The 23666-nt window shown below is 33.1% G+C and carries 17 protein-coding genes and 3 pseudogenes; 14 read left to right on the forward strand and 6 right to left on the reverse strand.

The genetic code is table 11. From position 1 onward, the window contains the following. The first annotated feature begins 116 nt into the window (after window positions 1–116). Window positions 117–1319 (forward strand): HhoA/HhoB/HtrA family serine endopeptidase, encoded by a 1203-nt coding sequence (locus ETSB_RS01955; protein WP_044105968.1) that lies wholly within the window; start codon window positions 117–119, stop codon window positions 1317–1319. A 1286-nt stretch (window positions 1320–2605) separates the two neighbouring features. On the opposite strand, the gene ETSB_RS01960 is transcribed toward ETSB_RS01955, so the two are convergent. Beyond that, a complete protein-coding gene (locus ETSB_RS01960) occupies window positions 2606–4666 on the reverse strand; it encodes a DICT sensory domain-containing protein (protein WP_044105969.1) in 2061 nt (686 codons plus the stop codon). 774 nt (window positions 4667–5440) lie between these two features. Here ETSB_RS01960 and ETSB_RS10795 point away from each other — a divergent pair. The 10 genes and pseudogenes from ETSB_RS10795 to ETSB_RS02010 all read left to right on the forward strand — a co-directional run bounded on the left by ETSB_RS10795 (window position 5441) and on the right by ETSB_RS02010 (window position 14631). Further along, window positions 5441–6619, forward strand: a pseudogene (locus ETSB_RS10795) (DUF4912 domain-containing protein). A gap of 192 nt (window positions 6620–6811) precedes the next feature. Further along, window positions 6812–7003: a hypothetical protein gene (locus ETSB_RS01970; protein ID WP_044105970.1), complete on the forward strand. Its 192-nt coding sequence runs from the start codon at window positions 6812–6814 to the stop codon at window positions 7001–7003. A gap of 272 nt (window positions 7004–7275) precedes the next feature. Continuing rightward, window positions 7276–9246: a single-stranded-DNA-specific exonuclease RecJ gene (gene recJ, locus ETSB_RS01975; RefSeq protein ID WP_044105972.1), complete on the forward strand. Its 1971-nt coding sequence runs from the start codon at window positions 7276–7278 to the stop codon at window positions 9244–9246. A 640-nt stretch (window positions 9247–9886) separates the two neighbouring features. Beyond that, on the forward strand, window positions 9887–10012 hold the full coding sequence (locus ETSB_RS10450; protein WP_269763976.1) for a hypothetical protein: 126 nt from the start codon (window positions 9887–9889) through the stop codon (window positions 10010–10012). Between the two features lie 79 nt (window positions 10013–10091). Further along, complete coding sequence (locus tag ETSB_RS01985; protein ID WP_044105973.1) at window positions 10092–10361, forward strand: hypothetical protein; 270 nt, start codon at window positions 10092–10094, stop codon at window positions 10359–10361. 12 nt (window positions 10362–10373) lie between these two features. Continuing rightward, on the forward strand, window positions 10374–10595 hold the full coding sequence (locus ETSB_RS01990; RefSeq protein WP_044105974.1) for a hypothetical protein: 222 nt from the start codon (window positions 10374–10376) through the stop codon (window positions 10593–10595). A 743-nt stretch (window positions 10596–11338) separates the two neighbouring features. After that, window positions 11339–11548: pseudogene (locus ETSB_RS09125) on the forward strand (Rieske 2Fe-2S domain-containing protein); the annotation flags it as partial. A 575-nt stretch (window positions 11549–12123) separates the two neighbouring features. After that, on the forward strand, window positions 12124–12306 hold the full coding sequence (locus ETSB_RS02000) for a hypothetical protein (protein ID WP_070104601.1): 183 nt from the start codon (window positions 12124–12126) through the stop codon (window positions 12304–12306). 209 nt (window positions 12307–12515) lie between these two features. Then, entirely contained in the window at window positions 12516–13253 is a 738-nt protein-coding gene (gene psb29, locus ETSB_RS02005; protein WP_044105976.1) for a photosystem II biogenesis protein Psp29, read from the forward strand. A 775-nt stretch (window positions 13254–14028) separates the two neighbouring features. Next, complete coding sequence (locus tag ETSB_RS02010; RefSeq protein WP_044105977.1) at window positions 14029–14631, forward strand: hypothetical protein; 603 nt, start codon at window positions 14029–14031, stop codon at window positions 14629–14631. Window positions 14632–15198: 567 nt separating this feature from the next. Here ETSB_RS02010 and ETSB_RS02015 read toward each other — a convergent pair. From ETSB_RS02015 to ETSB_RS08800, 3 genes are all read right to left on the reverse strand, one after another. Further along, window positions 15199–16071: a 3'(2'),5'-bisphosphate nucleotidase CysQ family protein gene (locus tag ETSB_RS02015; RefSeq protein ID WP_044107554.1), complete on the reverse strand. Its 873-nt coding sequence runs from the start codon at window positions 16069–16071 to the stop codon at window positions 15199–15201. 179 nt (window positions 16072–16250) lie between these two features. Further along, a complete protein-coding gene (locus ETSB_RS09830) occupies window positions 16251–16394 on the reverse strand; it encodes a hypothetical protein (protein WP_171816378.1) in 144 nt (47 codons plus the stop codon). Between the two features lie 24 nt (window positions 16395–16418). Further along, complete coding sequence (locus ETSB_RS08800; protein ID WP_052470609.1) at window positions 16419–16601, reverse strand: hypothetical protein; 183 nt, start codon at window positions 16599–16601, stop codon at window positions 16419–16421. A 1322-nt stretch (window positions 16602–17923) separates the two neighbouring features. On the opposite strand from ETSB_RS08800, the gene gcvH reads away from it, so the two are divergent. Beyond that, window positions 17924–18319: a glycine cleavage system protein GcvH gene (gcvH, locus tag ETSB_RS02025; protein WP_044105978.1), complete on the forward strand. Its 396-nt coding sequence runs from the start codon at window positions 17924–17926 to the stop codon at window positions 18317–18319. Window positions 18320–18442: 123 nt separating this feature from the next. Here gcvH and ETSB_RS02030 read toward each other — a convergent pair. After that, window positions 18443–19429, reverse strand: a pseudogene (locus tag ETSB_RS02030) (photosystem II q(b) protein). A 325-nt stretch (window positions 19430–19754) separates the two neighbouring features. After that, window positions 19755–20924: an S-layer homology domain-containing protein gene (locus ETSB_RS02035; protein ID WP_044105979.1), complete on the reverse strand. Its 1170-nt coding sequence runs from the start codon at window positions 20922–20924 to the stop codon at window positions 19755–19757. A 2015-nt stretch (window positions 20925–22939) separates the two neighbouring features. Here ETSB_RS02035 and ETSB_RS10455 point away from each other — a divergent pair. Beyond that, window positions 22940–23068 (forward strand): hypothetical protein, encoded by a 129-nt coding sequence (locus ETSB_RS10455; RefSeq protein WP_269763977.1) that lies wholly within the window; start codon window positions 22940–22942, stop codon window positions 23066–23068. A 73-nt stretch (window positions 23069–23141) separates the two neighbouring features. Next, a complete protein-coding gene (locus ETSB_RS02040; RefSeq protein ID WP_044105980.1) occupies window positions 23142–23606 on the forward strand; it encodes an RNA recognition motif domain-containing protein in 465 nt (154 codons plus the stop codon). Window positions 23607–23666 lie beyond the last annotated feature (60 nt).

Consider the following 23666-nt stretch of genomic DNA (forward strand, 5'->3'; position numbering starts at 1 on the left):
CAGAAATTACCAAGAAAAAAAATGTTAAAACAAGAGGCCAAGATTGACCCTCCATCTAAAAACCCTGTCATAATCTTTACATAGGGAACCCTGTATTTATCCAGAACTAAAGAATCATGAGCATTTCCATCAAACAATTATGTGTCTATGTTGCACTTCTAGCTGTAGGTAGCAGTCTTGGATTATGGAGAAGTTACTATACAAATCAACCATTGGTTACTCAGACGGTTCAAAACCCTCCAGTGGTTCCCACCAATCTGAACCCTTTATATTTTCCTTCTAGATCTGCGGGTGTAAACAATCTCAATTTTATTGCTAAAGCTGCTCAAAAAGTTGGTCCAGCAGTGGTTCGCATTGATGCAGCTAGACAAGTATCTAGCAACCTTCCTGACTCTTTTGAGAATCCTTTTTTCCGTCGTTTTTTTGGCAAGGAAATTCCGATTCCTAAGGAACATATTGAACGGGGAACAGGATCAGGGTTTATTCTTAGTGAAGATGGCCAATTATTGACAAATGCCCATGTGGTTGATGGAACAAAACAAGTTAAAGTGACTTTGAAAAATGGACAAATCTATCGAGGACAAGTATTAGGGATTGATAAAATGACTGATGTGGCTGTAGTAAAAATTGGTGCTACGGATCTGCCCACAGTTAAATTAGGAACAGCTGAGAATTTACAACCTGGAGAATGGGCAATTGCTATTGGGAATCCTTTAGGATTGGATAATACTGTAACAGTAGGAATTATCAGTGCCTTGGGGCGCTCAAGTTCAGAAGTTGGAGTTTCCGACAAGAGATTAAGATTTATTCAAACCGACGCAGCCATTAATCCAGGGAATTCAGGAGGGCCTCTTCTTAATTCTAATGGAGAAGTGGTGGGTATTAATACAGCGATTCGTGCAGATGCTCAAGGATTAGGGTTTGCTATTCCCATCGAAATAGCCCAACGGGTGGCCCAACAATTGTTTGTCAAGGGAAAAGCAGATCATCCTTATTTAGGGATTCACATGGTTACGTTGGATGGAGAGTTACAAAAAGAACTTAATCAAGAAAATAAATTAGATTTTGAAGTAACTGAAACTAAAGGAGTTTTAGTAGTTAGTGTGGTAAATAATTCTCCTGCTGCTGAGGCTGGTTTTAAACCTGGAGATGTAATTTTAAAAGTTGGGGGTAAATTAGTAGAAACTGCAACGGATGTACAAGAACAAGTGGAGCTGAGTTCTATTGGAAAAATTCTTGATGTAGAGGTAATTCGCCAAGGAAATTCTAATCCTAAGACTTTAGCAGTATGCCCAGAATCTTTCCCAATCAATAATTAATATTCAATAGTTTTAAGGTTATTTAATGGTGTTTTCAGGACTACTAAGTCAATATATCTAAAATGAATTAGAAAAGAACAAGTTATTTTGTATCACTACATTCAATTCATTGAAATTAAGTTAATACTGTCTTAGTTGATGTTTATTGGGGAGTTTTCTATTAAAAATGTTGGTTTAACAAGATTTAAGGATACGGTTGTTATTTTAAACAACTCAGTTAAAATACAACGATAGTTAATAATTAGCTAAAATAATAATCGCCAACAATAAAAACTAAAATAACTAATGGAAAAACAGCATTACATATGATTAATATACCTTTTTATTGTAAATTAATATAATTTTTTTTAGGTAAATAGATATATAAATTAATTAATTTTTTGAATATTTAATCTGATAAATATATTTAAGTGGTAGTTAATTGTTTCAATTTAAAAACATTAATATAGTTAAATTTTCTTGATTTTATTTATAAATCTCACTAATTTTTACTTCATTTTCTATTTATAACGAAATAATCATGCTTCTCAGTTTATAGAACTTTTAAAAAAGTTATTGTATGACATATCCTCGTTCCTAAAATAATTGGTTAATCACATCTTGCCTAAACTCAGGGATAAATTTACAGTTATCTATAAAGCCAATAATTTATTATAGTTGTTTTTAGTTAAATAAAGTTTAAATCTAAAATAACATTCCCTATAATTTTGTACTGATTCTACTAAGCCTTCAAAACTTGGCATACTCCACTACAAGATTGATAACAGACTTATATCAAAGTAAAATTGGTAAAATTAATTTTTGTATTTTCTCCCTTGCGAGCCTATAAAAAATGCTTCAGGAACATCATTGTTCAGGGCAAAACTTCTACAAAATAATGATATCTAACTAGATGAGGAAATACTTTTTTACAAGGGGAAAGAACCTGCAACATATAAATTTTTTTCATGATTCGATATCTTGAATCATGAAAATTAATTACCACGGTTATAGTTCTACCTGTTCTCAACAAAATTACGGTACTGCTCAAATCTTTGATGAGGATTATCTAGATCAGAAAATACCTCCGCGAGATTAAGATGAGATTTTATGTTCATAGTAAAAATATCGATAAATACTAATTCTCTTTTCACCAAACTCACATTTTAAATAAACAAAGATATTTTAGCATTTTCTACACTAAACTAAATTCAGTAGCTTTAAAAAAGCTAATAAAATAAATCTAGTTTTCAGTAAAAAGTATCAAATTTTTTAAGATTCTTAAATTTAATTCAGATGATCATTGTCTATTTTTTGTTTAACTTACTTGTCTTAGCCAATGAAGTTTTCTTAGTCCTTTTGCAAGGAATAGTTTTAAGGAAAATAGGAACCGTAAAATGAAACTGACTTCCGAGATCTTTCCCATCTGATTCCGCCCATATTTCACCGCCCCACCCCTGAACAATCTGACGACAAATAGCCAAGCCTAACCCCGTTCCCCCTGTACTACGCCGTAATGCTCCTTCTTCTTGATAGAATCGATCAAAGACTGTTTCCAAACAGTTGGGCTCAATACCTCGCCCCGTATCAGCTACCGTAACTTCTAAACTACCAGGATGAGTGCTGCTAACTTCAATGGTTACACTTCCTTTAGAACTGGTAAACTTACATGCGTTGTCGAGCAATTTAGCTAACACTTCCACTAGCCATTCCCCATCGGCTTGAATTAAGGGAAGTTCAGCAGTTACTAAGTTTTTAATGTTGGGTAAATTTCTATCTCGATTACGGGACCTAACATTACTCAGAGATAGTTCAACACATTCAGCTAAATCTAAGGGTTCGGGATGCCATTCTACCCGTCCACTTTCTAACCGAGAAAGGGTCAGAAAATCTTGGACAAGCTTACGCATACGTTCAGCATCTTGCAAGGCTGTATTAAGCATCACTTGACGCAATTTTGGGGACATATCAGGTTCAGTGGACAAACTTTCTAAACAAATTTGAATAGTAGACAGAGGTGTGCGTAATTCATGTCCAGTAATAGCCACTAAATTAGAACGGGTGCGATCAAGGGCCTCAAGTTGTTCATTAAGATCTTGTAGATTAGCATAAGCTTCGGCTTGAATGAGGGCCACACCAATTTGAGTGGTAATCGCATTAACTAAAGCCACATCTTCATCTTTCCAGTCCACAGGATTAGGACCACAGTGATGCAATTCTAACATCCCCAATAATCTTCCCCGATATAGAATAGGAACTAGTAGCCAGGATAGGATTGAACACTTAATAACAAGACTTTGCAGAGATTTTGAATCGGACTTTGTTCGGTTGAAAATACGCGGATCATTATTTGCATCTTCAATCATCAAAGCATCACGCAACTCCATCACTTCTTGAAATAAGGGATTGTCGTGTAACGGCCAAGTTTCTCCCTTAATTGAAGCAATACCAGCACTTAAAAATTCATGTTGAATTGTAGCTGTGGTATCAGTTTCCCGACAGCGATAGACAAGACAACGACATACTCCCAAACCTTCTCCTAATTTCTGAACGGCTAGGTGCAAAATCTCTTCAGGATCTAGTGAGTGTCGAATAGCAGTGGTAACCGAGTTAATCAGACGTTCCTTATGCTCTTTGGAGGCTAGGGAACGGTTGGCCTTAAGCAGTTTATACTGACTAGCTTGTAGATAACTAACGAGGCGTTGTACAAAAGGATCGGGATATCTGTTAGGACAATCCCACGTTAACTTATTAACTTCTTTTTGCTTAAGATTTACTCTTCTTTGTTTTAAAGTGGTCACCGGTAAATATTTCTGACGAGCTTGCTTGATTTTTGTCTTTAATTCCGGTCGATAGGCGAGAATGCGTCGTAACAAGGTATCTGCGGACTGTTGACTTACTTGACGATCGAATGTCCAAATTCCTTCAAAACGTCGGCTATTGTCCATAGCTGAACCAACACGGTCATTGGTATTATCATAATTTACTCCAATGCGTTCTTGACATACTAAGCAGCTCGCATAATCTTGAGCAATAACGATTAAGTTCCATTCTTGAGCCAAGCTGTCTGTTGATTTAAAGGCGATCTTTTCATAAACTTCAGAACTGTTTTCAAAGTCGGCTTCTGGAGCAGCCAATACATAAACCTGATCTGTTTTTTGAGCGATTCGCCGATATCGTTGAGCTTCTTGCCGATAAAACCGTTCTCGTTGAAAACTGGCAATAACTAGAGGATAACCTGAGCCGGCTAAGACTTGATCTTCCATAGCATGAGATAAAGCTGTCAAGGAAGCCTTGAAATACATTTGAGGCCGCCAATAGGGAAAAATTTGCAACAGTTCTGTTAAAACCGATATTGAGTTGCTCATCGACGTCTTTTTGGTATCTCCTCGCAAAATCGATTCATATCGCCCTTATAGCCTTTATATTGCAGTTATGGCCCCTTAAAAAAGGGTGTTGAAATATAAACAAAAAATCTATGTTTACAGTTACTCCTCATTGTAACGGGATTGCTATAGTGGCTAACGATAATGTTATTAGGATTTACTTAACTCTATGGACATAGCCTAGATAAGTTATTTTTTCTTTAAATACCATTCTATTAGAAAAACTTGATATATTGTTGTCATTAAGTCTGTGCGCATCTTCTATTTAGCCTAAAATATCAATAATCACTCTTCAATTAACAAAAAGGTTTTGTATGTGTTTTTATAATTTCGGCTTCAAGGACTTTTTCTGCACACTTTTACTTCTAATGCATTATCAAGGTAACCAAATCTTTCCAGAACGCTTTTCGAGACATTGATGCTTTTCAAATCGGTCTCTTCATAACCTTACTATTAGGCTTTTACAAAATCTGTCATTATTTTCTGATCTTTTAAGCTAAATAGAAGATCTTATCAGTAGTCATAAATATCAGGAAAAAATGACAATATAATCTCCCAAAACTTAATAAATTTGTTAATAATCTTGTAATTTAACAATCTCGCTTCTTGACCATTTATCCTAGTTTTTTGTTACTTAAAATTGAGCAAAAGATCTCTTTAATCCAAATTACATGAGTTAACCATAATTAATATGAAACTTTTAAGACTTTAGCAAAAGCTATTTATTGCCTAAACTATCGGAGAGCATATCTCATGATGGCACAAGAGCAACCCTCGTTAGAGGAAATAACTTTCAGACAGCTATGCAGCAGAGTAGCCAATAAGTATCATCTCTCCCTTTACAGCAGAATGCGTAAAGCACGACTACTGTCTGCGATAAAACAACTTATTCAGGAATAAACTGTTCAAAACCCAAAAATTAAAGAAACGACAATAAGTCCAACACTCGTTCAGGAAGAATAAGAAATGGAAGCATTTATATTTAAAATAGGTTAAGACGATATCGTAGAAGAACTTTCATCTTCTGTTGATGGCGGGCTTGGTGATCTCCACGATGGCTATAGAGAAAGCCGCATTGTAATTTTTCCTTGTGATGCGCAATGGTCTTATGCTTATTGATATGTTCCTAATGGTGCTAAAGAAGAATGACCTCGCCAAGGAGAACAGATGAGTTAGCACGGGAATGGTATTTACCGATTTCCGTAAGTGATCGTAATTATGTTCTCGACATCGGTTATCGTTGTTTCGATGGACGCTGGTTGATTCTCGCTCGTTCAGCTTCTGTTCTGTCTATCTTTCTGACTGGGCAAAGGACATCGTTGTTACTGTCGACTCGAACCAAGAACTCCAAAGCAAGATTGTTTAAAATTTCGTTCCTCTTACTCACCATCAAGCAATTCCAGGCGTCTTGTCTACGACGAAATTTTTGGTATGCTTCAAGGAGAAAAAGCTCAGTGCATGGCAGCTTCTGTGTTCGGTTCTATGCAACAAGTTGCAGGTTCAATGATCAGTCCCTACATTCATAAAGAAAAAGTGGTTAGTTCTTATATCTTTCCTTCCAGTATTGGAATGTGAGCAATTCCTCCCGCTCCTAGTGTGAATGTATCTAGTATATTTGGTGTGGGGTTAGGAGTTCCTGTTTTTACACTGCCCGGGTATTCCCGTAAGTTCTTGTTATTAGCTGGTGCTGAGTTAATTGTTTATGGATCTACTAAACCTGATGCTACTGTTAGCATTGGTGGTTATTCTATTGGATTTAATTCTGATGGTATTTTCCGTTTCCAGATGTCTTGATAAGATGGTTTGATTGACTATCCTATAGTGGCTGTAGCTGTTAATGGAGAACAAACCCGTTCTATCCATATGAAGTTTAATCGTGAAACTCTTAAGTGTCATGCTAATTTTAAGCAAAAAGCAGTTTTGGAGTGTCTTTAAATCTAGTCTATAACTCGAGACAATAATTGCTTTTTTAAGCATTCTTAAAAGTTTGCCAACTTGATTGCTCCTGATGAGTTTGTCGGGAGCTTATTTTCTAATAATAGAGAAATCCTTAATTTTTTAGAAAGAACGTTACCCCCCCCAAAAGTTCTATACTAGAATAGAATAAATATTAACTTTCTTTAAGAGATGTTGAGCCCAATTTTAATATTTGATGTGGCTTTAGTCGCCTGGTCACTCCACTTAATGCAAGAAGCAATTGACCAACAAGAATTTTCCTTAATGCTAGCAGGAACTTTAGTAGCCATGTCTGCTGCAGCAATGCTAGTAGTCTATTTTCTGATGGGCAAGTGTTTAAGCTATTTAATTCAACTCCATTAGGTTTCCTAAAAATAGTACAAATCAATAAATCTGAATATAATCAACAACATACAAACAGAATAAAAAAATAAATATTTTTTCTTCTTCTATTATCATAAAAGTTGATTGTACAACATATATTTTATGTTTGATTTATAGTGTTGCACTTCAATTAAATAACTCAAAAAAATCTCTAAAATTTTCTCTAGTAGGGTGTAGTCGTTGAAATTAAATCTCAAGAATTTTGAATAGGACTTAAAATAATAATCTCCAATAATCAAGATTTAATCCTAATGAAATTGCCCGATCAACGATGGCAAGTTGCTGTTCCTAATCCCAAACAAGTCGAGCAACTGATCAAAACAACAAAACTACCACCTTTAATTGCCCAAGTTATTATTAATCGGGGTATTGAGAGTTCCAATGCTATTGAAATCTACCTCAGTCCTGAAACTCAAACTCTTCCTTCACCTTTAGAGGAATTCCCTGATTTAGAGATCAGTGTAAAATTATTAAAAGATGCGATTACCACAGAGAAAAAAATCGTTATTTGTGGGGACTATGATGCTGATGGTATGACTAGTACTGCCTTATTATTGCGTGCTCTCACCCACTTGGGGGCTGATGTTCACTATAAAATTCCCAATCGGATAAAAGATGGTTATGGCATTAATGAACATATTGTAGAAGCCTGTGCTAATGAAGGAGTAGGGTTGATTTTAACAGTTGACAATGGCATTACAGCTTGTAAACCGATTCAACGAGCTATAGAATTGGGGTTAAGTGTTATTATCACTGATCATCATAATCTCCCTAAAAAATTACCTCCAGCCGATGCGATTCTTAATCCAAAATTACTTCGAGAAACTTCTCCTTATTGTGGATTAGCAGGAGTCGGAGTAGCATATATTTTGGCAGTAACAATAGCTCAAAGTTTTGGGTTACTCAAGGGTTTAGTAAATCCATTATTAGAATTATTCACATTAGGAACTATAGCAGATCTAGTCCCCCTTGTTGGTGTAAACCGACGTTGGTTAAAACGGGGTTTAAGGAAGCTTCCCCACTCAAAATTAGCAGGAGTTCAAGCGCTCATGCAGGTTACCGGAATCAGTGAAGAACAAAAACAACTTAAACCCGATGATATTGGCTTTCGATTAGGACCAAGAATTAACGCAGTAGGACGTATTGGCGAGCCTCAAATAGCGATTGAATTATTGACTACTGATGATCCTAAAATCGCATTAGAAAGAGCGATGCAATGTGAGCAAATTAACAACAAACGTAAGTCCATATGTGAAAAAATTGAATTAGAAGCTATTCATTTAATAGAAAATACTCCAATCCTTTGGAAACGTGACCGAGTTTTAGTGGTGATCAAATCTCAATGGCATCATGGGGTTATTGGCATTGTAGCTTCCCGTTTAGTAGAACGTTACGGAGTTCCTGTTTTTATCGGAACCTATGAAGAAAACTCTAGTAAAATTAGAGGGTCTGCACGAGGAATTAAAGAGTTTAATATAGTTGAAGGATTGGATTTTTGTCAAGATATTTTAGAAAAATATGGAGGACATAAAGCAGCAGGTGGCTTCAGTTTATCAGCTAGCAAATTAGAGGCTTTCAAACAAAGATTAAGCACCTTCGCCCATCAATGCTTAAAAACTCAACATCTCAAACCTTTAGTAATAATTGATGCTCAGGCTAATTTTAAAGAATTAACTACTAATTTATATCAGTCCATTGATCAACTTCAACCTTTGGGAATTGGCAATCCTTTCCCTGTTTTTTGGACTCCTAATATTTATATTGTTAAGCAAAGAATAGTAGGTAAAAATCATATTAAGTTAGAAATTTCTCAAAATGATTATAATCAAACAGAGATATATGCAATTGCTTGGCGTTGGGGCGAGTATTTTCCCTTACCTAAACGAGTTGATATTGCTTATAAACTAACAGAAAATGACTGGAATGGTAATTCAAAAATTGAGTTAGACATTGTAGGAATACGATTACCATCATATCCTTTGTCTGCTTCTGATCAGAAATCAGAAATCTTTCAATATCAAGGGCGAAACTATCGATGTAGTTTTTCTGCCACGGAGAAGAAATTAAAAATTAGAAATGATCAAGGAAAGGTGTTAGCCGTTAAAAGAGGAGAAAGACAAGGGTTTTTAGGAACAACGCGGGAAAATTTGCAGAACGTCGATATTACTCAGCAACGTTACTTTGATTTAATTAAAATAGCCATGGAGGTTTTAGGTTTATGAACCTCAAATTTACCCTAATTTTTTGAGTGAGATAGCTTAATTATCATTTTTTATCATTCAAATTGTAGAAAAAATACACAGATAACAAATTATTAATCAATAAAGTATATTTTAAAATTAGAATTTAGGTTTTGTATGAAAAAATAGTAAATAAATTTTAAAATATCAACTTACCGAATACTTATAGATGATAGTAGGTTGTGTTTAAATCTACGTATAAGTCAATTTATTTAAAAATAAAAACATAAAGAAGTTTACTTTTGAGTGTAAGTCAAACCATCTGAATTAGAATTACTAATTAACTACTCTGATCAGTTGTTTTCTTAAGAATATTGCGACCCATTGAACTAGATAAAAAAGGTTGACAAACCCTATGACCATATGGGTAAAAAATACGTAAAGCTATTGCGGTTCAGTCTTTTAAATCGGCTTTTAAATGGGTAAAGCTAACCGATTATCCTAGTGAATATACTATGCTCAATAATAATCTCACTGACGCTCTACAATCTCTTCCAAGTGTCATCCGGTATAAAATAATTTGAAAGCTCTAGCTGCATACAATAAGGCGTTAAAGGTTTGTACTCCTCAAAATACTCCTGTTGAATAGGCTCACACTATTTCAAATAAGGCAAACGTTTTATTGAATTTAGCTGATGATGTTGAGCATCCTGAGAAGGGCAATCAAAATAATATGATGGAAGCTAAAACTTACTATTTAAAAGCCCAAGGAGCATTTAGTCAATACGGACAATGGGAACGAGTATAAATCATGAAAAACGCTTTACAAAATATAGAGGTATAATTAGAAAGTTGGTAATTTAATTTCTCTAAGGAACGTAATTAAAATGACTGAAATTTTAGGTGACTTAGGAACAGATACAAGCCTTCATAGTTTTTTTGTAAACCTAATGATGGGAGAGATAACCCTAGTAACAGGCTTACTCTGGTTAGTAGTAGCTGCTATCATTTCTGTTGTTGGTGGAGCTATGGGTGGAGTGTTATTGGCGGGGAAGGATATTGGCTATCAATTGTCTGCCATGTTGGGTAGTTTATTTGGTCCTGCTGGAGTTATTCCAGCTGTTGCCGTTGGACTTATTTTGTTGAGATTAATGTAGGAGTTACAGATAATGTTAAAACTTACCTGGTATAGTGCGAAATTGTTTTTTAAAGGAAAATTAATTCGTGACACTGGATATTTTTACAAACAATACGCTTTAGGGTTTTTTATCGGACTATTGTTATTAGTCGGATTGTCTAAAATGGAGGTTAATTTAGCTTTGGCTATTACAGTGTCTAGTCTAGTGACAGGGATGCTTATGCCTTTTTTGTTTAAAGATATAAAAATGTAATGATTTTCCACATTGAGTTATTCAGATTCTATAGTGGCTAGCTATTAACTATTCACTATAGAATTTTAACTGTTGATATATAAATAAATCTATCTCCACATCAGGACAAGTGAAGATATTAAAAAGCCTAGCAAAAGAAATTAGTCCCTGTGAGCAAATAACATCTTAATGGGATAAAAATCAGAAGGTGATTGTTAAAAGGTACAGTAAAAGAATCACATCAAGAAAAGGTTAACTCGTATAGTTCCTAGAATTAAACAAAAATCAATGGATATATTGCGCCATGCAGTTGAGGGTAAAATTGTTTATAGATTATTACGTTATAATCAATTAATTAAACCTCTAACTCCGCTCTTAGAAGAACGTATTCGAAAAACATTATAAGCTGTTCAATTAAGAGCAAAAAGTCATAATGAAAATATAGAATTGGTGGCGATTGAACTACCTAATAGTGTCAAAGTTCAATTGATTCGGACTTGTAAGAATTGTGCAACTTCTAGCCTAACCCCAAAACAGGAGTTAAACAGGTGATAAAAACTTATTGTCGTAAAATCACGTCCTATCAGTGAATAACTCTACAATAGTTAATTGTTAAGAATAACAGCTGTTTAAGTGGTTCATTTTCTTCATTCTAAGATAGAGGTTAGACATTTTGAACAACTATTGACGAGATATTCAATCGAAGAATTTCACCGCTGTAAATTTAAGGATTAACGTTGATTTGAACCAGACAACATGAGCAAGTAATTGTGCATAGTAATAGTTGTAATCATGTAACGATGCCCTTAGAAATTAAAAAAGTTGAAAATGGTATTTTAACCTGCTTATATCATGAATTTAAATATCGCTTAGCTAAAGAACAATGTTTAACGGCACTAGAAATATCTCTGGAAGCTTATTCCGTTAAACAATATGGATATCGCGTGTTAGTTCAAGTTTCTTCGGAGAAATGACATAAGCTGTTCAGATTAAACTTTCTTGTGTTTGCTGACAAATTTTTCTTTAACAAATATATTCTTGGGGTCATAAATAATAATATACTACCAAATAAGTTCCCCCTACTGCGACAAGAATTTATCTCCGAGTAAATTTAAAATATGAGGGTATTTGTTGGCTAATTCCGTATTTAAAATTTCATCATGGGTCAGATTCTAAGGATTAACCAAATTTCCCTGTCCATCGATACAAACCATTAATATCTACAAACAGAGTATCAGAAAGATAATAATTTAAGACATAAAGCCTTTCGTCCTACTTCGTTTTATTCATCTCAAATTAAAAATCTCTTATACCTATAAGTATTTTAAGTGAAAAATATAATGTATGAAGTTTTAGATAAGTTACGTTAACGACATCGTGGTCTACTCTACCGAAAATTCGTAACTATTCCGATCCCCTTCTCTTTATCATAAAGATGATTGGAAAAAAGATTTAAGGAGCAACGATGACGCAACCACCAAAACTACATACAGTAAACTATTCGTATAATTAGCAAAACAGTTCACTGTTCCAACGTCTTTAAGAAATAGTGGCTATTGTCGAAACCCTAGGTTTTGATTGTAAAGACAATACTTATGACTTGCTGTCTTTATTATGCATTTTAGAAACTTTACACCGAAAAATCCGATCTAACCTTTTCGAACCTTCTTTGCCCAATACTCGTAATAAATTATATGAAGTTTTAAAAACCATTAAAGAAAAGGGAGGTTAGCCTTATATTTAACGAATAAAACTGCAAAAATTCCCTAATTATTGTCCCAATTCGACCTCTTCCTAAATTTTGAAAATGGCGAGAGAAAGACTCTAAAATTAGATATTTGACTTCCACTGAGTGACTTATTTTTCCTTGTCTTGGCAAAGAAGTCTTTACAAGGGACAATAGATTGCAGTTACTATATCAATTAAATTTAAGTCTCTTTTGTGGATAAAATTCGTACTGTTTCGGATACTAAACGGGATTTCTACACCCATCACGCCCGACCCATAAACTCTGTTTACCGCCGTTTTATTGAAGAGTTGTTGGTAGAGATACACCTGCTCTCAGTTAATGTAGATTTTCGTTACGATCCTATTTATGCTCTAGGGGTTGTCACTTCTTTTGAGCGTTTTGTTCAAGGATATCAACCCCAAAAAGACAAAGACTCTATTTTTTCAGCGTTGTGTTATTCAGTTGGAGGCAATGCTGAACAATATCTACAAGAAGCTCAAACTCTTTTAGCTCAGGTTAAAGGAATGTCAGTGTCAGATTTCAGGGAAATTCTTAAAGCTGCTAGTTCACAAGTTCCTGACAATAGAACATTGTGTGAAATTTTTCAAGCAATTGCTCAAAATTCTCGGTTTAAATATAGTCGTCTGTTTACGGTAGGTTTATATACTCTAATAATGGAACTTGCTCCTGATTTAGTCACAAATCAGGAGCAAAGCAACCTAATTTTTAGTCAAATAGCTGAAGTGCTTCATTTATCTCCAGAAAAACTCCAAAAAGACTTAGATCTCTATCGTAGTAATCTCGATAAAATAGAACAGTTACTTGCTGTTGTTGAAGATGCCCTCAAAGCAGAACAAAAAAAACAAAAAAAAGTAACACAACAAACACAGACAACTAATTTTTCCGTTAATTCAGACAATGATTCTAAGGATGATTTGAATAACTCATAATGGATTTGTGCCAAAGTTTAGCTGGATTTAACTGAGAAAAAGGGAAAAGGGAATAGTTTAGAGAATTTGATAATCTTATTATCATCATATTATTGATATAAAACTCAAGTTATCAGTTTGGACTCTTTACTTTCTTCTAATCCCTAATTCTTGATTTATAATCCCCACTATAGCTAAAATTTAAAGACAAGAAAAAAGATTAACTTTCATAAAAGTTACTGATATATTTATCACTTTGTTGACGTTCTATATTAGTTACTAAATTAGCCTAAATTTCTTATATAATTAGGAGATCTTGATTAAGATTTTGGGATCTTTTGTCTAATTTTTAATAGAGATTCATAAGATAGAATACTCAAGAGATTTTGTAGATACAATTTATATTTTATTTAATAATTTATGGATATTATCTATGGAAGTAACGGGTATTATTTTTTTATTTAAAACTGCTATGTTTTAGTTTGTTGATAAGTAGATTTTTTAGAAAATACAAAAATAGACACTATATTTATAATAGTCAGTCAAAATCATAGTCTCGACTTTAAGGATTAAATAAATATTCTTAGCAAAATTTATCTCCCATTGAGATTATTCTCAATAATCAGCAAACAATTGTTAATTTTTTTAAAAAAAAGTGCCGACTAGACTGAAGCTGACCCTAGCTGACAGTCAACTTCATTACAATAAACAATGATTACGCGACCAGCCCGAAGACTGAAAATCTAATCTTTTGGATCGAAGGGTGTGAGGAGACTAATTAAAGATTGTATTACTCATGAATACCGCTCGAATTTCCCAGCTTATCCATTTGACTTACAGTTTACATCAATGGTTCCCAAAACTTATTTCTGACAGTCAACTTTGGTTGTTTTTAGTCATTTCCATTGTTGTAAGCCTTCCTTTGAAGAGTGTTTCTCAAAGTTTAGGAACTCTGCCCTTTCCCCCTCCTCTTCGAGTTCCTGAAAATGCAGTTCCTAATACTTCTACTGAACCAAGTTCTGAATTTAGTAGTTTTATTCCTGTTGAAGTAGTTCCAGCTAAACCTATGTCCCCTATGAGCGTTCGTGAATATACCTTTCAAGCTCCAACTAGCCACCCGTCTTCTGTCCCCGTCAGCCCTGTCACTCCTAGAAGCTCGGCTTCATCTTCCCAATCAAACAAGACTCCTAGTCTCTATCGAGTAGAAGTCGTGGGTAAAAATACATTGCTTTTATCTCAGGTTCAAACTGTGGAACCTCTTGCGTTTATTCGTCAAAGTGAGGGGGTTATTCATGCAGGGATATTTAAACAATCCCAACAAGCTCAAAAAAGGGTTGTTGAATTGCAGCGCAAAGGGTTATCTGCAAGCGTCGTTCGAGTTTATGAAAGTAAACAATGACGTAATTAGATAGAAAACCATTGCAAATCAGCAGTCAATGTGTTGTCAAATTAGTCATACTAAAGATCAATGCTAATTAACTTTTAGTATGACTAATTTAAAAAAATGTCACTGAAACAGATTAAAGTCTTAGTGGGGTTTAGTTTATCTAACAAATCATATAAACTTTAATAAAATACATGTCAACCTTGATTCCTTTACATTAATTTCTGTGACAAATATTTATTATACTTATTTATATAAGTTAATAAAATTCGAATTGAAGGAGTCATAACAATCATGTAAATATTGTTATTATCTTATTTGTTATTAGTTTAGTCGTCGCTGTAGCAATCAAGACCACAGCTCATTTCCGTAGTGAATAAACTAAACCTATCCACAAGATAAACTAGCATTCTAAATCCTTTGAAATCTTGTTTCAATCTATAACTGATCAAGGAATAAACTACAGAGATAGTCACCCTGTATTTAACAAAGATGCGTATGGTAGTCAAAAACTATCCATGAGCTAAAACCTGTAGTGGTTATAAGCTGTCAACCGCTATTAACTTTTTCAAGGAAGGATTGTTATTTATCATCAATCTTCGATAGCAATTTGATAGCTTTCTGACAGAGAAGTTCATGACAGTGACCATTGCTGGCAATTAATCCTCCCCACTGTTCAACATCCCCCTTGTTATAGGCTAAAGGTGTGCCATCAAAGTTAGTGAATTTTCCTCCTGCTTCTATTAGGAGCAACTCAGGAGCAGCGAAGTCCCAGTCTTTGGGAGCAGATTTGCCAGACAAAGAAGCATAAACATCAGATTTTTGTTCAAGAATAGTAGAAATCTTTCCTCCAACACTCCCCATATAGTTACAATCTTTCAATGGTAAGCTATTGATCAATTCCTGAAAACGATCATCACGATGGGTTCGACTCACCACTAAGAACAAATCTTTCATTTGATTTCGTCCTGAAACACGAATAGGTCTAACTATTCCGTCGGGAGTTTCTACAAAAGTACCCTGATGTTTCGCTGCAAAATATAGTTTTTTAGCTTCAGGAATGCCAACTACGGAAACAACAGGATGACCTTTATAAACTAGGGCAATATGTAGAGCATATTCCCCAGTTTTATCAATAAAATCTCTAGTACCATCAAGAGGATCAATAATCCACACCCAGTCTTGAGGAATAGGATCAGTTTCTTGGTAAGTTTCTTCACTAAGATAACCAAAACTGTCAGGAGCAAAAACTTCTTGTAATTTCTCTAAAATATAGTGGTTGGCAGCCAAATCTGCCGCAGTGATTGGTCCATCTTTTTTATCTTCATTAACATCTAGATTGCCTTTATTGGCTTCCCTTCGGTAGTAAGAACGAAGAATTTCAGTGGCTCCCCAAGCAACAGAGCGAACAACCTTAAGAATTTCCTCTAAATTTTTGGTCTGTGTAGTTTCCAAAAGACCCTCAACTTTACTTTTTGTAATTTTCAATTGTAAGATGATACCCTACCTGTCCTAAAAGTTTTTGAGTTTCTTAATAAAAAAAAATTTATCTTTTTTTTGAATAATTTTGCCCCCGTTTGCAGATCCCTAATAGCTTCAGGTTGGTTATTTAAGACTAGACAAACTTTAGCCCGTTAGAGGTAGACTTCAGCAAATTCATTATCTAGATATAAGGCATAGTTAAAATCAGCGATTGCTTGGGAATAGTTGTTTATTTTAGTATAGGCAATGTCTCGATTGTAGTAGGATTCTGCATCGTAAATATTAAAGCGAATCACTTGAGTAAAATCTGCAATTGCCCCTTAATAATCTCCTTTAATTCCTTTTTCCATACCTTCAATCAAGATTTCTTCAAGGTTATGAACGTCATTGGACTGTCGACTCAAAAAAATAACTTCCTGGAAAGGACTATAGAGAAGACTATGTCCTTGCGTGAAGGATAAAACAATCAATATCTCAAGATAGTTAAAATAACATAAACTCATTATCATCAGGGTATGAAAGAAAGATAGTTTTTATATTATGATGTTGAATGCTTATAATTTTTAACAGATCTGGGAATTATTAGAGAAAATAGATTGTTCAATCAAAATAAATTTTCTCTATGCTCCTCTTCAGAGATATTGAGAGATTTACCTAATCTCTTTTTAGTAGCTAACTGATAGAGTCAGACTACATTAATTTAACTCAGATACAACAAGGATTGATCGAACTCGAAATCTAGATTATCTGCTTATAATAGTTATTGAATAAATTACCAGTCAATCTATTCCACCTGAGTTAATGTGACAAAATTGAAACTTCATCAGAGGTGGGGATTTCCTTGGTAGTGACCATGGTAAATTTTTGTGATATCAATACAAACAATTTAGTAAGCGTGTCAAAAAACAATGTTCCTTGGTAACAGATGAGCATTATTTAAGAGAATTACAATAAATTATCTGGTGAGGTCATGAACCTATATAAATAACAATACAATAATAAAAAGTAGTTTAACATTTATTGAGAATATAAATAATCTAGTTAATTATTATTAGACTTTGTATTTATTGCAAAAATACAAAGTCTAATAATAACTTTTTATATTTCAGATAAATTCTATCGTTTTACTAATAATTTTATTAGCTAATAAAATTATTAGTAAAATCATTATAAACTAATTAATTTCACGAAATATTGAACATAAAAAAGATTTATTATCAATTACTATAAAAAGCTAGAAGAGAGCTATAAGTAGCTATAGTATAATGCAAAAATAGTTAAATGTCTTTCAAAGACAACATCTATACATTTTCTAATTATTTAAAATTTCAATAAACTATTTCTTATATTCATAGAAGTCAATAAATAATTAGAAATTTAATCATTTTTAGATAAGATATTTACTTATTGTAAAGTATATCTTTAAGAAATTGTAAGGCTATCAATATAGCATAAAAGATTAAATAAATTACTGTAGACTACAACAATAAACAAGATAAATCACTGAAAAACTGCAGTTTACCCAAACTATCCTAGTAAATGGTTTTATGCAGATATTTTTAAAAAATCTTGTATTTTCTTCTCAAGAAAGCCTATTTATTAGTCTTTCTCGTGAAAAGGGTATGATCTTCTTCCATTTAGAAAATAAGAAAGTGTTGACCAAAGTATATCCATAAGAAACTGCAGATGATTACAGGTTTCTAAGAGAAGCTTGTAATCATCTGCTACAGATTACAAGATTTATCTTGAAATTTGTAACAAAATTCTATCTCCTTCAGCATTAGCGGTGTTAAACTTACGTTTGCTGTGAATTTGAGAATAAAAAATGGACTTAGAATATCCCGATGATCTAAGATACTTAGATTCCCATGAATACATTCGTTTAGATGGAAAAATCGCTACTATTGGCATTAGTGCTTATGCGCTCGAACAACTTGGAGATATAGTGTTTTTAGAATTACCTGAAGTAGGAGATTCCATAGAGATTGGGGAAGTTTTTGGGGCAATTGAATCAGTAAAAGCGGCTGAGGATCTCTATCCTCCCGTATCAGGTACTGTTGTAGACCGCAATGAACAGATGATTGAAACTCCTGAACAGATCGCTGATGACCCGTACGGAGATGGATGGTTACTCAAAATTCGGGTTGAAAACCTTGATGATCATTTGGACAATACTTTATCTGCTAGTGAATATCAAGCTCAAGTAGAAGGAGAAGAATAACATTATTGATATGTTACTTTGCCATAAATGAACCCAAAAAAGGTGTTCCCATTACGGAGAACACCTGAAAATCAACTAGAGTTAAAATGTTGGCTATAAATAATAGGGGCTGTTCACCATTAGCTAAATCAAAGGGTAGTTGTGAGCGTTTCGTTCGTACATTATTTTCATTATTCCAATTCCCACATAGTTTAAGACATCAGTCTAGGTACTAATCGTACGATCTTAAGAAGATGATATTAATTGGTCGAAATTAAATTCACTTAAGGTTAAAGTCCATTAAGTTGATTTCCATTGTTGTTAACCAGATACTAATAACAGGCTAGTCCTCTAAAAAAAGAAGTGTAAAGCACAGCTATCATTAAAAGATACATATTGAAAGATTAAGTGGACCAAATAACCGTTAACAGCCATAATATTATAGTTTTTCTCTTCTTATTCCAAGTCAGAATTATAGTTCTGAGACTCTATATGGCAGAAAATAGTGCCCCACTAAATACACCGACAACCCCCAACATGTAAAATTGGTGTATCAATATATTGTATTCTGTTTGAAATACAACCACAAAATTAAAAGTTCCATTGATTCCTACGAGCATTTTATCAGAGAGGTATCCTTGACTAATTAGGATAGACGAGGAAAACAGTGGTTGTCGTAGAAATACACATACTATAAGTAATAAAAATTCAAGGAGCTATTCCTAAACGGTTAATAGAGTTCTTATTGTTTTCCCATTTAACAGAAAATACCAATCAGAAAATAAAAAATTCCTAACTGACAAGGATTTTCATTGTATAGCGACTCATCTAGGGAGGTTGTTCACCACAAAATAGGGTAAAAGTGCAATTTCATGGTGTTAGACGAAGAGATAACCGCTCCAAAAGTAATATGATTTCTATCAAGGAGAAAACCGCTACAGTTTCGCTGATATGATAAATATCTACAGTAAGAGGGAGAGTATTTTAGCTGGGTAGAGTCGCAATGAAAGCAATAATAAAACAAATAGTTAAAGTAGGAATAGTGAGAATAAGAACAACACCAAACCAACCGACATATAGACGGTTATTAATGCCAGGCAACCACTGACAAAACCGTTCCCATAGAAAAATATCTTATCTAGTGTGTAAAGTTACTTTTATAGGAAAATGATTACTGAATCACAATATTTAAAGTCAGTAATGTAGCAATGACTACGTTTTCTGCATCTATAATCTAAGTGTATTTATTCCTTTAGTCTATAATCCACTATTCTTCCTTGTTTTTAACAAAATCATATCCTTTATTATAAGTTTAATAAGTCAAAATAGTTTTTTAAATTAAAAACCTTAAAATCTTACTATATTTACTTGTATTCTATTAGACATCAAGGTGATTGGTGACGAAACCCTATTTTCTAATATAGTTTTGATAAACTGTCATTTTATTTTACTTCTATTAACTATTTCCTGTTCGATTTAAAACATCTTCGGCTGATAGACCATCCCCTTGATAGCCAAAGTACCATAAGGCGGCTGCGGCTTGAGCGCGAGTGACAGTTTTTTTAGGTTGAAACAAGATTATATAACCAAAAACACGGCGGACGTTCCCCTGTTCTCCATTTTGGAAATCAGCATATAATCCCCGTAATCCTATAGGCTCAATTTGAGTAGTGTCCTGAAACCCCCAAGTTTCTCTAATCCCATCAATAGAAGCTTTAGGTAGACTTTTCCCCATGTCTAAAGGAACTTTCCAAGCAATTAAATCAGACCGTGTTAACAATTCATTAGGACGGAATAAAAAAGTGTTACTGTCTCCTGTCAGATGAGAGGAAATTAACCCTGCCTCGGCTAATCCTTGAATTACGGCAAAATCAGCGTCATTTGAAGGAACATCACTAAAAACCGGTTGAGCATTTTTTAATCCTAAATGGATTTGTTGCTCAGGATAATCTTGATAAAATTTATTTTTAGCCTTGACTAACCATCGTGCGTATTCCCGACGAGTAATCGGTTCATTAGGGTTAAATTGGTTATTTTCTTTAGCAGTTAAAATACCCAAGTTTGCTACATCTTTAACATAGGAACGTAAAGCTTCAGGGACTTGATTAAGATCAGAAAAATTAGTGGGTTTACTAGTAATAGTTGAAGACTGATCAAAAGAACTATTATTTAATTGAGTCGTATTAACCTGTTTATATCTAATGGTAAATTCTGTTGTTGATTTCATGGGAAATAGAGATAGTCTAATCTTTAGATTATTTTTTTGAGCAATTAATGAACTTTCTTGAGAGTCAGACGAAAAAGACTGAATAATTTCCCATTTTTGCAACTTTAATTGCTGTTCATAAAAATTCTTAACTGTCTCAGTAGGTTCATTGGTTTTCCAACTAACTTCTCCGTTATTTTGTGTAATTTTTTGATTTATTTCTTGTAGAGTAGCTTGGGGATATTGGGGAATTTCTGAGGGAAAATTATTGGGAAGTTTAATGATTGGATTTTGATGAATTTCTGAATTTTTTGTAAATTTAGGATTTGCAGAAAATCGACTTTCTAACCCTTCTATTCCCCTACATGCTGTTAATAGTCCTATTAAGGAAAGCAAAATACTGTAACGTATCACAACCATAAGCCTAAACAATACCTAAAGAATTAAGAGTTCGTTTATCTAGACTAACGCATTACAGCAAAAGTAGAGTAAGCAGATATTATGTCTCTTCTAAATATAGAGAATATAATTATTCTTTTTTATCTCAAATATTACTGTTCTTACAAAGCAAGCGACATAATAAGTATACAGCTTTAAATAAAATTTTAAAAATATAAATTATTTTATATCTCTATATCTACTAAAGTAGAGCTATTTTTCTATTGTTTTATTTTTTTAAAAAAATAATAAAAATTTTTATTCAGTCAATAATAATGTAGCTATTTACTTTATTTTATAATGTTTATTTTTACAATATTGTACTAATAATTTTTACTGTATTTTATATAAAATAACGTATTTTATATAAGTGAATAAATATTGCCATGTTTTTATTTTTTTATCTTTTTTCTTGAAAAATATTTATCTTAAATACTTTAAAATAAATATTTTTTTCTTTTTTTGTATATTTATAATTTCAACTACAAAGTACTTTTTTTAGATTGAAAATTATCAATTTTTAGCTATCTATTTTATTAAACCTAATATCTCAGATGAACGATTACAGCCTAAAAATCTAGATTGAACTATCGAAAATTCTATTTTGATATTTTTTTTATTTGCTTTCTACTTTTTTTTCAACGTTAAAGCGATTACTTTATGTTCTCATACATCTCATATTTAAGTTCATCTCTTAAGATGTTACTTTTGCATTTGCAATTATATTGTTTAAAAAACTTCGACATGAAAGTCTTATTTGGACAAATAGGAAAAAATTGGAGATCTAAAACTATAATTTTATCGTTAAATCTATAATAGAAAAAAATATAACTATGACCTTTTAACTTTATATAAATCTCTTTATCATCATGAAGATGTACTCAAATATAATTACTGAATCTATTAGTATAATACTAATTTTTTTTAAATATTTAAGATAAATTTAAGACAATAACCTTATCCCAACCCCGACTATAAATATATTTTTTGACTGTGGCAGTATACTACTCTCCTCTATTTTTAGAATAAACTTTATACCATACAATAGTAAGTTTTTTATGTGGTTATTTACATTCAAAGATTTTAGGAACTAACTTCTACCATAAATAGGGAATAACATTGCTGCACCCTTTATCTGTTTTCTACCTAAAATTAGAATGACTTTAAATAAATTTAACCTGAAATTTAATTTTTTAGACTCCGACTTCTCATATTAGTTAGCTAGGATCCGATCTCAAATAATATTGTTTCGCATAATTAACTTTTACATGATATATAACAAATAGTTAACAACTCATCCTCATCCTAAACTTCAAAATTTATTCTGTAAACATTGAAGCTACACTTTTTGTTCTAATCACAACTAAAAAACATTTGCATTCATAGTGAATTTCTTTGCTTAAAGCCTATATTGCTAATTAACTACTAAGTTAATTAGCAATATTACGGATAATATTTATCTTGATCATTAGTAGCTATGATACCTACATCAAAAATTCCAAAGCTTGTTTTTGGTTTATTTGAAACGCTGCATTTTACATCCACTTCATCTCAAATTGTTGCGTTAAGCTGAGATTGGAAAATTTTGACTTTATACAGACCTCTTGAAAAAATAAAAACCTCATTTGTACTACCCCAACAAAGTTAATCCCACAAAGGTACTTTTTTTAGAAAATCTAACAAAAACTTAACAAAATGTCTAGTTTAAAACCTATAAACTAGGCATTTTTAGCTTGGACAGCATTTGGAGACCCAATTAATAAGCTCTATGAGTCGACAGAATATGCACATAACATTATTCTTGGCAAGATATTTGTCAACAATTTACTCAGCATGAACAAAATATTAAGTATATCTACTCACAAAAACAGAAAATTCGAATAACTTTCTTTCAAATCATTTGACGAATACTGTAAAGAATCTGTAATAATCTAAAAGGGCAGTATATTTTGCAGTCCTTATTCATTGCCAGAACTGTTAAAGATTAAAACAAAATCGTGAGTGATCACCCTATCAGCACAGCTAGAGGTAAGATAATTTCGACGGCACAAGCCAATATTACTAACAATAATCTGGGTTTTATAGAAATACGTCTCCGAAAAATTTCTGGACAAGTCTCTATATAAATCATATTTCGATATGGCTGATCATTGCTAAACTAATGAGTTTTTTTTAAACCAATCAATGGAGATATATCCTATGCCCATACGTTTATATATCGGTAACTTACCCAAAGAACCTATCGAACGCCAAGCTTTGGAAGAAATGTTTGCTAATGCTGGTGAAATTATGTCGACAAAAGTAATTAAAGATCGCAAAACGGGAAAATGCCGAGGGTTTGCTTTTGTCACTGTAGCCACAGATGAATTAGCCGATGCGTTTATCGAGGAATATAACGGTCAACTTTTCATGGATAGTTCTCTCAAAATTGAAAAAGCCTTACCGAGAGCTAAAAACACAGACAAAGAAGAAAACCAAGAAGAAAAGCTTGCCCCAATTCCGGCTCCATCTCCGAAGTCATCAATGAAAAAAGGTGGTGCCAAAAAACGGTCTCGTGCTCAAAGCAGTGACAGTAGTCCCTCTGGCGATAGCTTTCAACCTGATCCACGTTGGGCTGATGAGTTAGCTAAGCTTAAAGAAATGCTTGCTACTTCATCTAATTAGAAGAATGTTAGGGTAAAGGGTGGGTTCATAAAAAATGACTGATTAAGTAATTACTCATCC

This window comes from cyanobacterium endosymbiont of Epithemia turgida isolate EtSB Lake Yunoko, assembly GCF_000829235.1.
In the GTDB taxonomy this organism is placed as follows: Bacteria; Cyanobacteriota; Cyanobacteriia; order Cyanobacteriales; family Microcystaceae; genus Rippkaea.

Excerpts from the sequence above, each read along its gene's own strand:
- ETSB_RS02010 (WP_044105977.1), top strand. The coding sequence starts at position 14,029 with ATGAATACCGCTCGAATTTCCCAGCTTATCCATTTGACTTACAGTTTA.
- ETSB_RS01960 (WP_044105969.1), bottom strand. The coding sequence starts at position 4,666 with ATGAGCAACTCAATATCGGTTTTAACAGAACTGTTGCAAATTTTTCCC.
- ETSB_RS01970 (WP_044105970.1), top strand. The coding sequence starts at position 6,812 with ATGTTGAGCCCAATTTTAATATTTGATGTGGCTTTAGTCGCCTGGTCA.
- gcvH (WP_044105978.1), top strand. The coding sequence starts at position 17,924 with ATGGACTTAGAATATCCCGATGATCTAAGATACTTAGATTCCCATGAA.
- ETSB_RS02035 (WP_044105979.1), bottom strand. The coding sequence starts at position 20,924 with ATGGTTGTGATACGTTACAGTATTTTGCTTTCCTTAATAGGACTATTA.
- ETSB_RS02040 (WP_044105980.1), top strand. The coding sequence starts at position 23,142 with ATGCCCATACGTTTATATATCGGTAACTTACCCAAAGAACCTATCGAA.
- ETSB_RS08800 (WP_052470609.1), bottom strand. The coding sequence starts at position 16,601 with ATGAGTTTATGTTATTTTAACTATCTTGAGATATTGATTGTTTTATCC.
- ETSB_RS01985 (WP_044105973.1), top strand. The coding sequence starts at position 10,092 with ATGACTGAAATTTTAGGTGACTTAGGAACAGATACAAGCCTTCATAGT.
- ETSB_RS01955 (WP_044105968.1), top strand. The coding sequence starts at position 117 with ATGAGCATTTCCATCAAACAATTATGTGTCTATGTTGCACTTCTAGCT.
- ETSB_RS01990 (WP_044105974.1), top strand. The coding sequence starts at position 10,374 with ATGTTAAAACTTACCTGGTATAGTGCGAAATTGTTTTTTAAAGGAAAA.
- recJ (WP_044105972.1), top strand. The coding sequence starts at position 7,276 with ATGAAATTGCCCGATCAACGATGGCAAGTTGCTGTTCCTAATCCCAAA.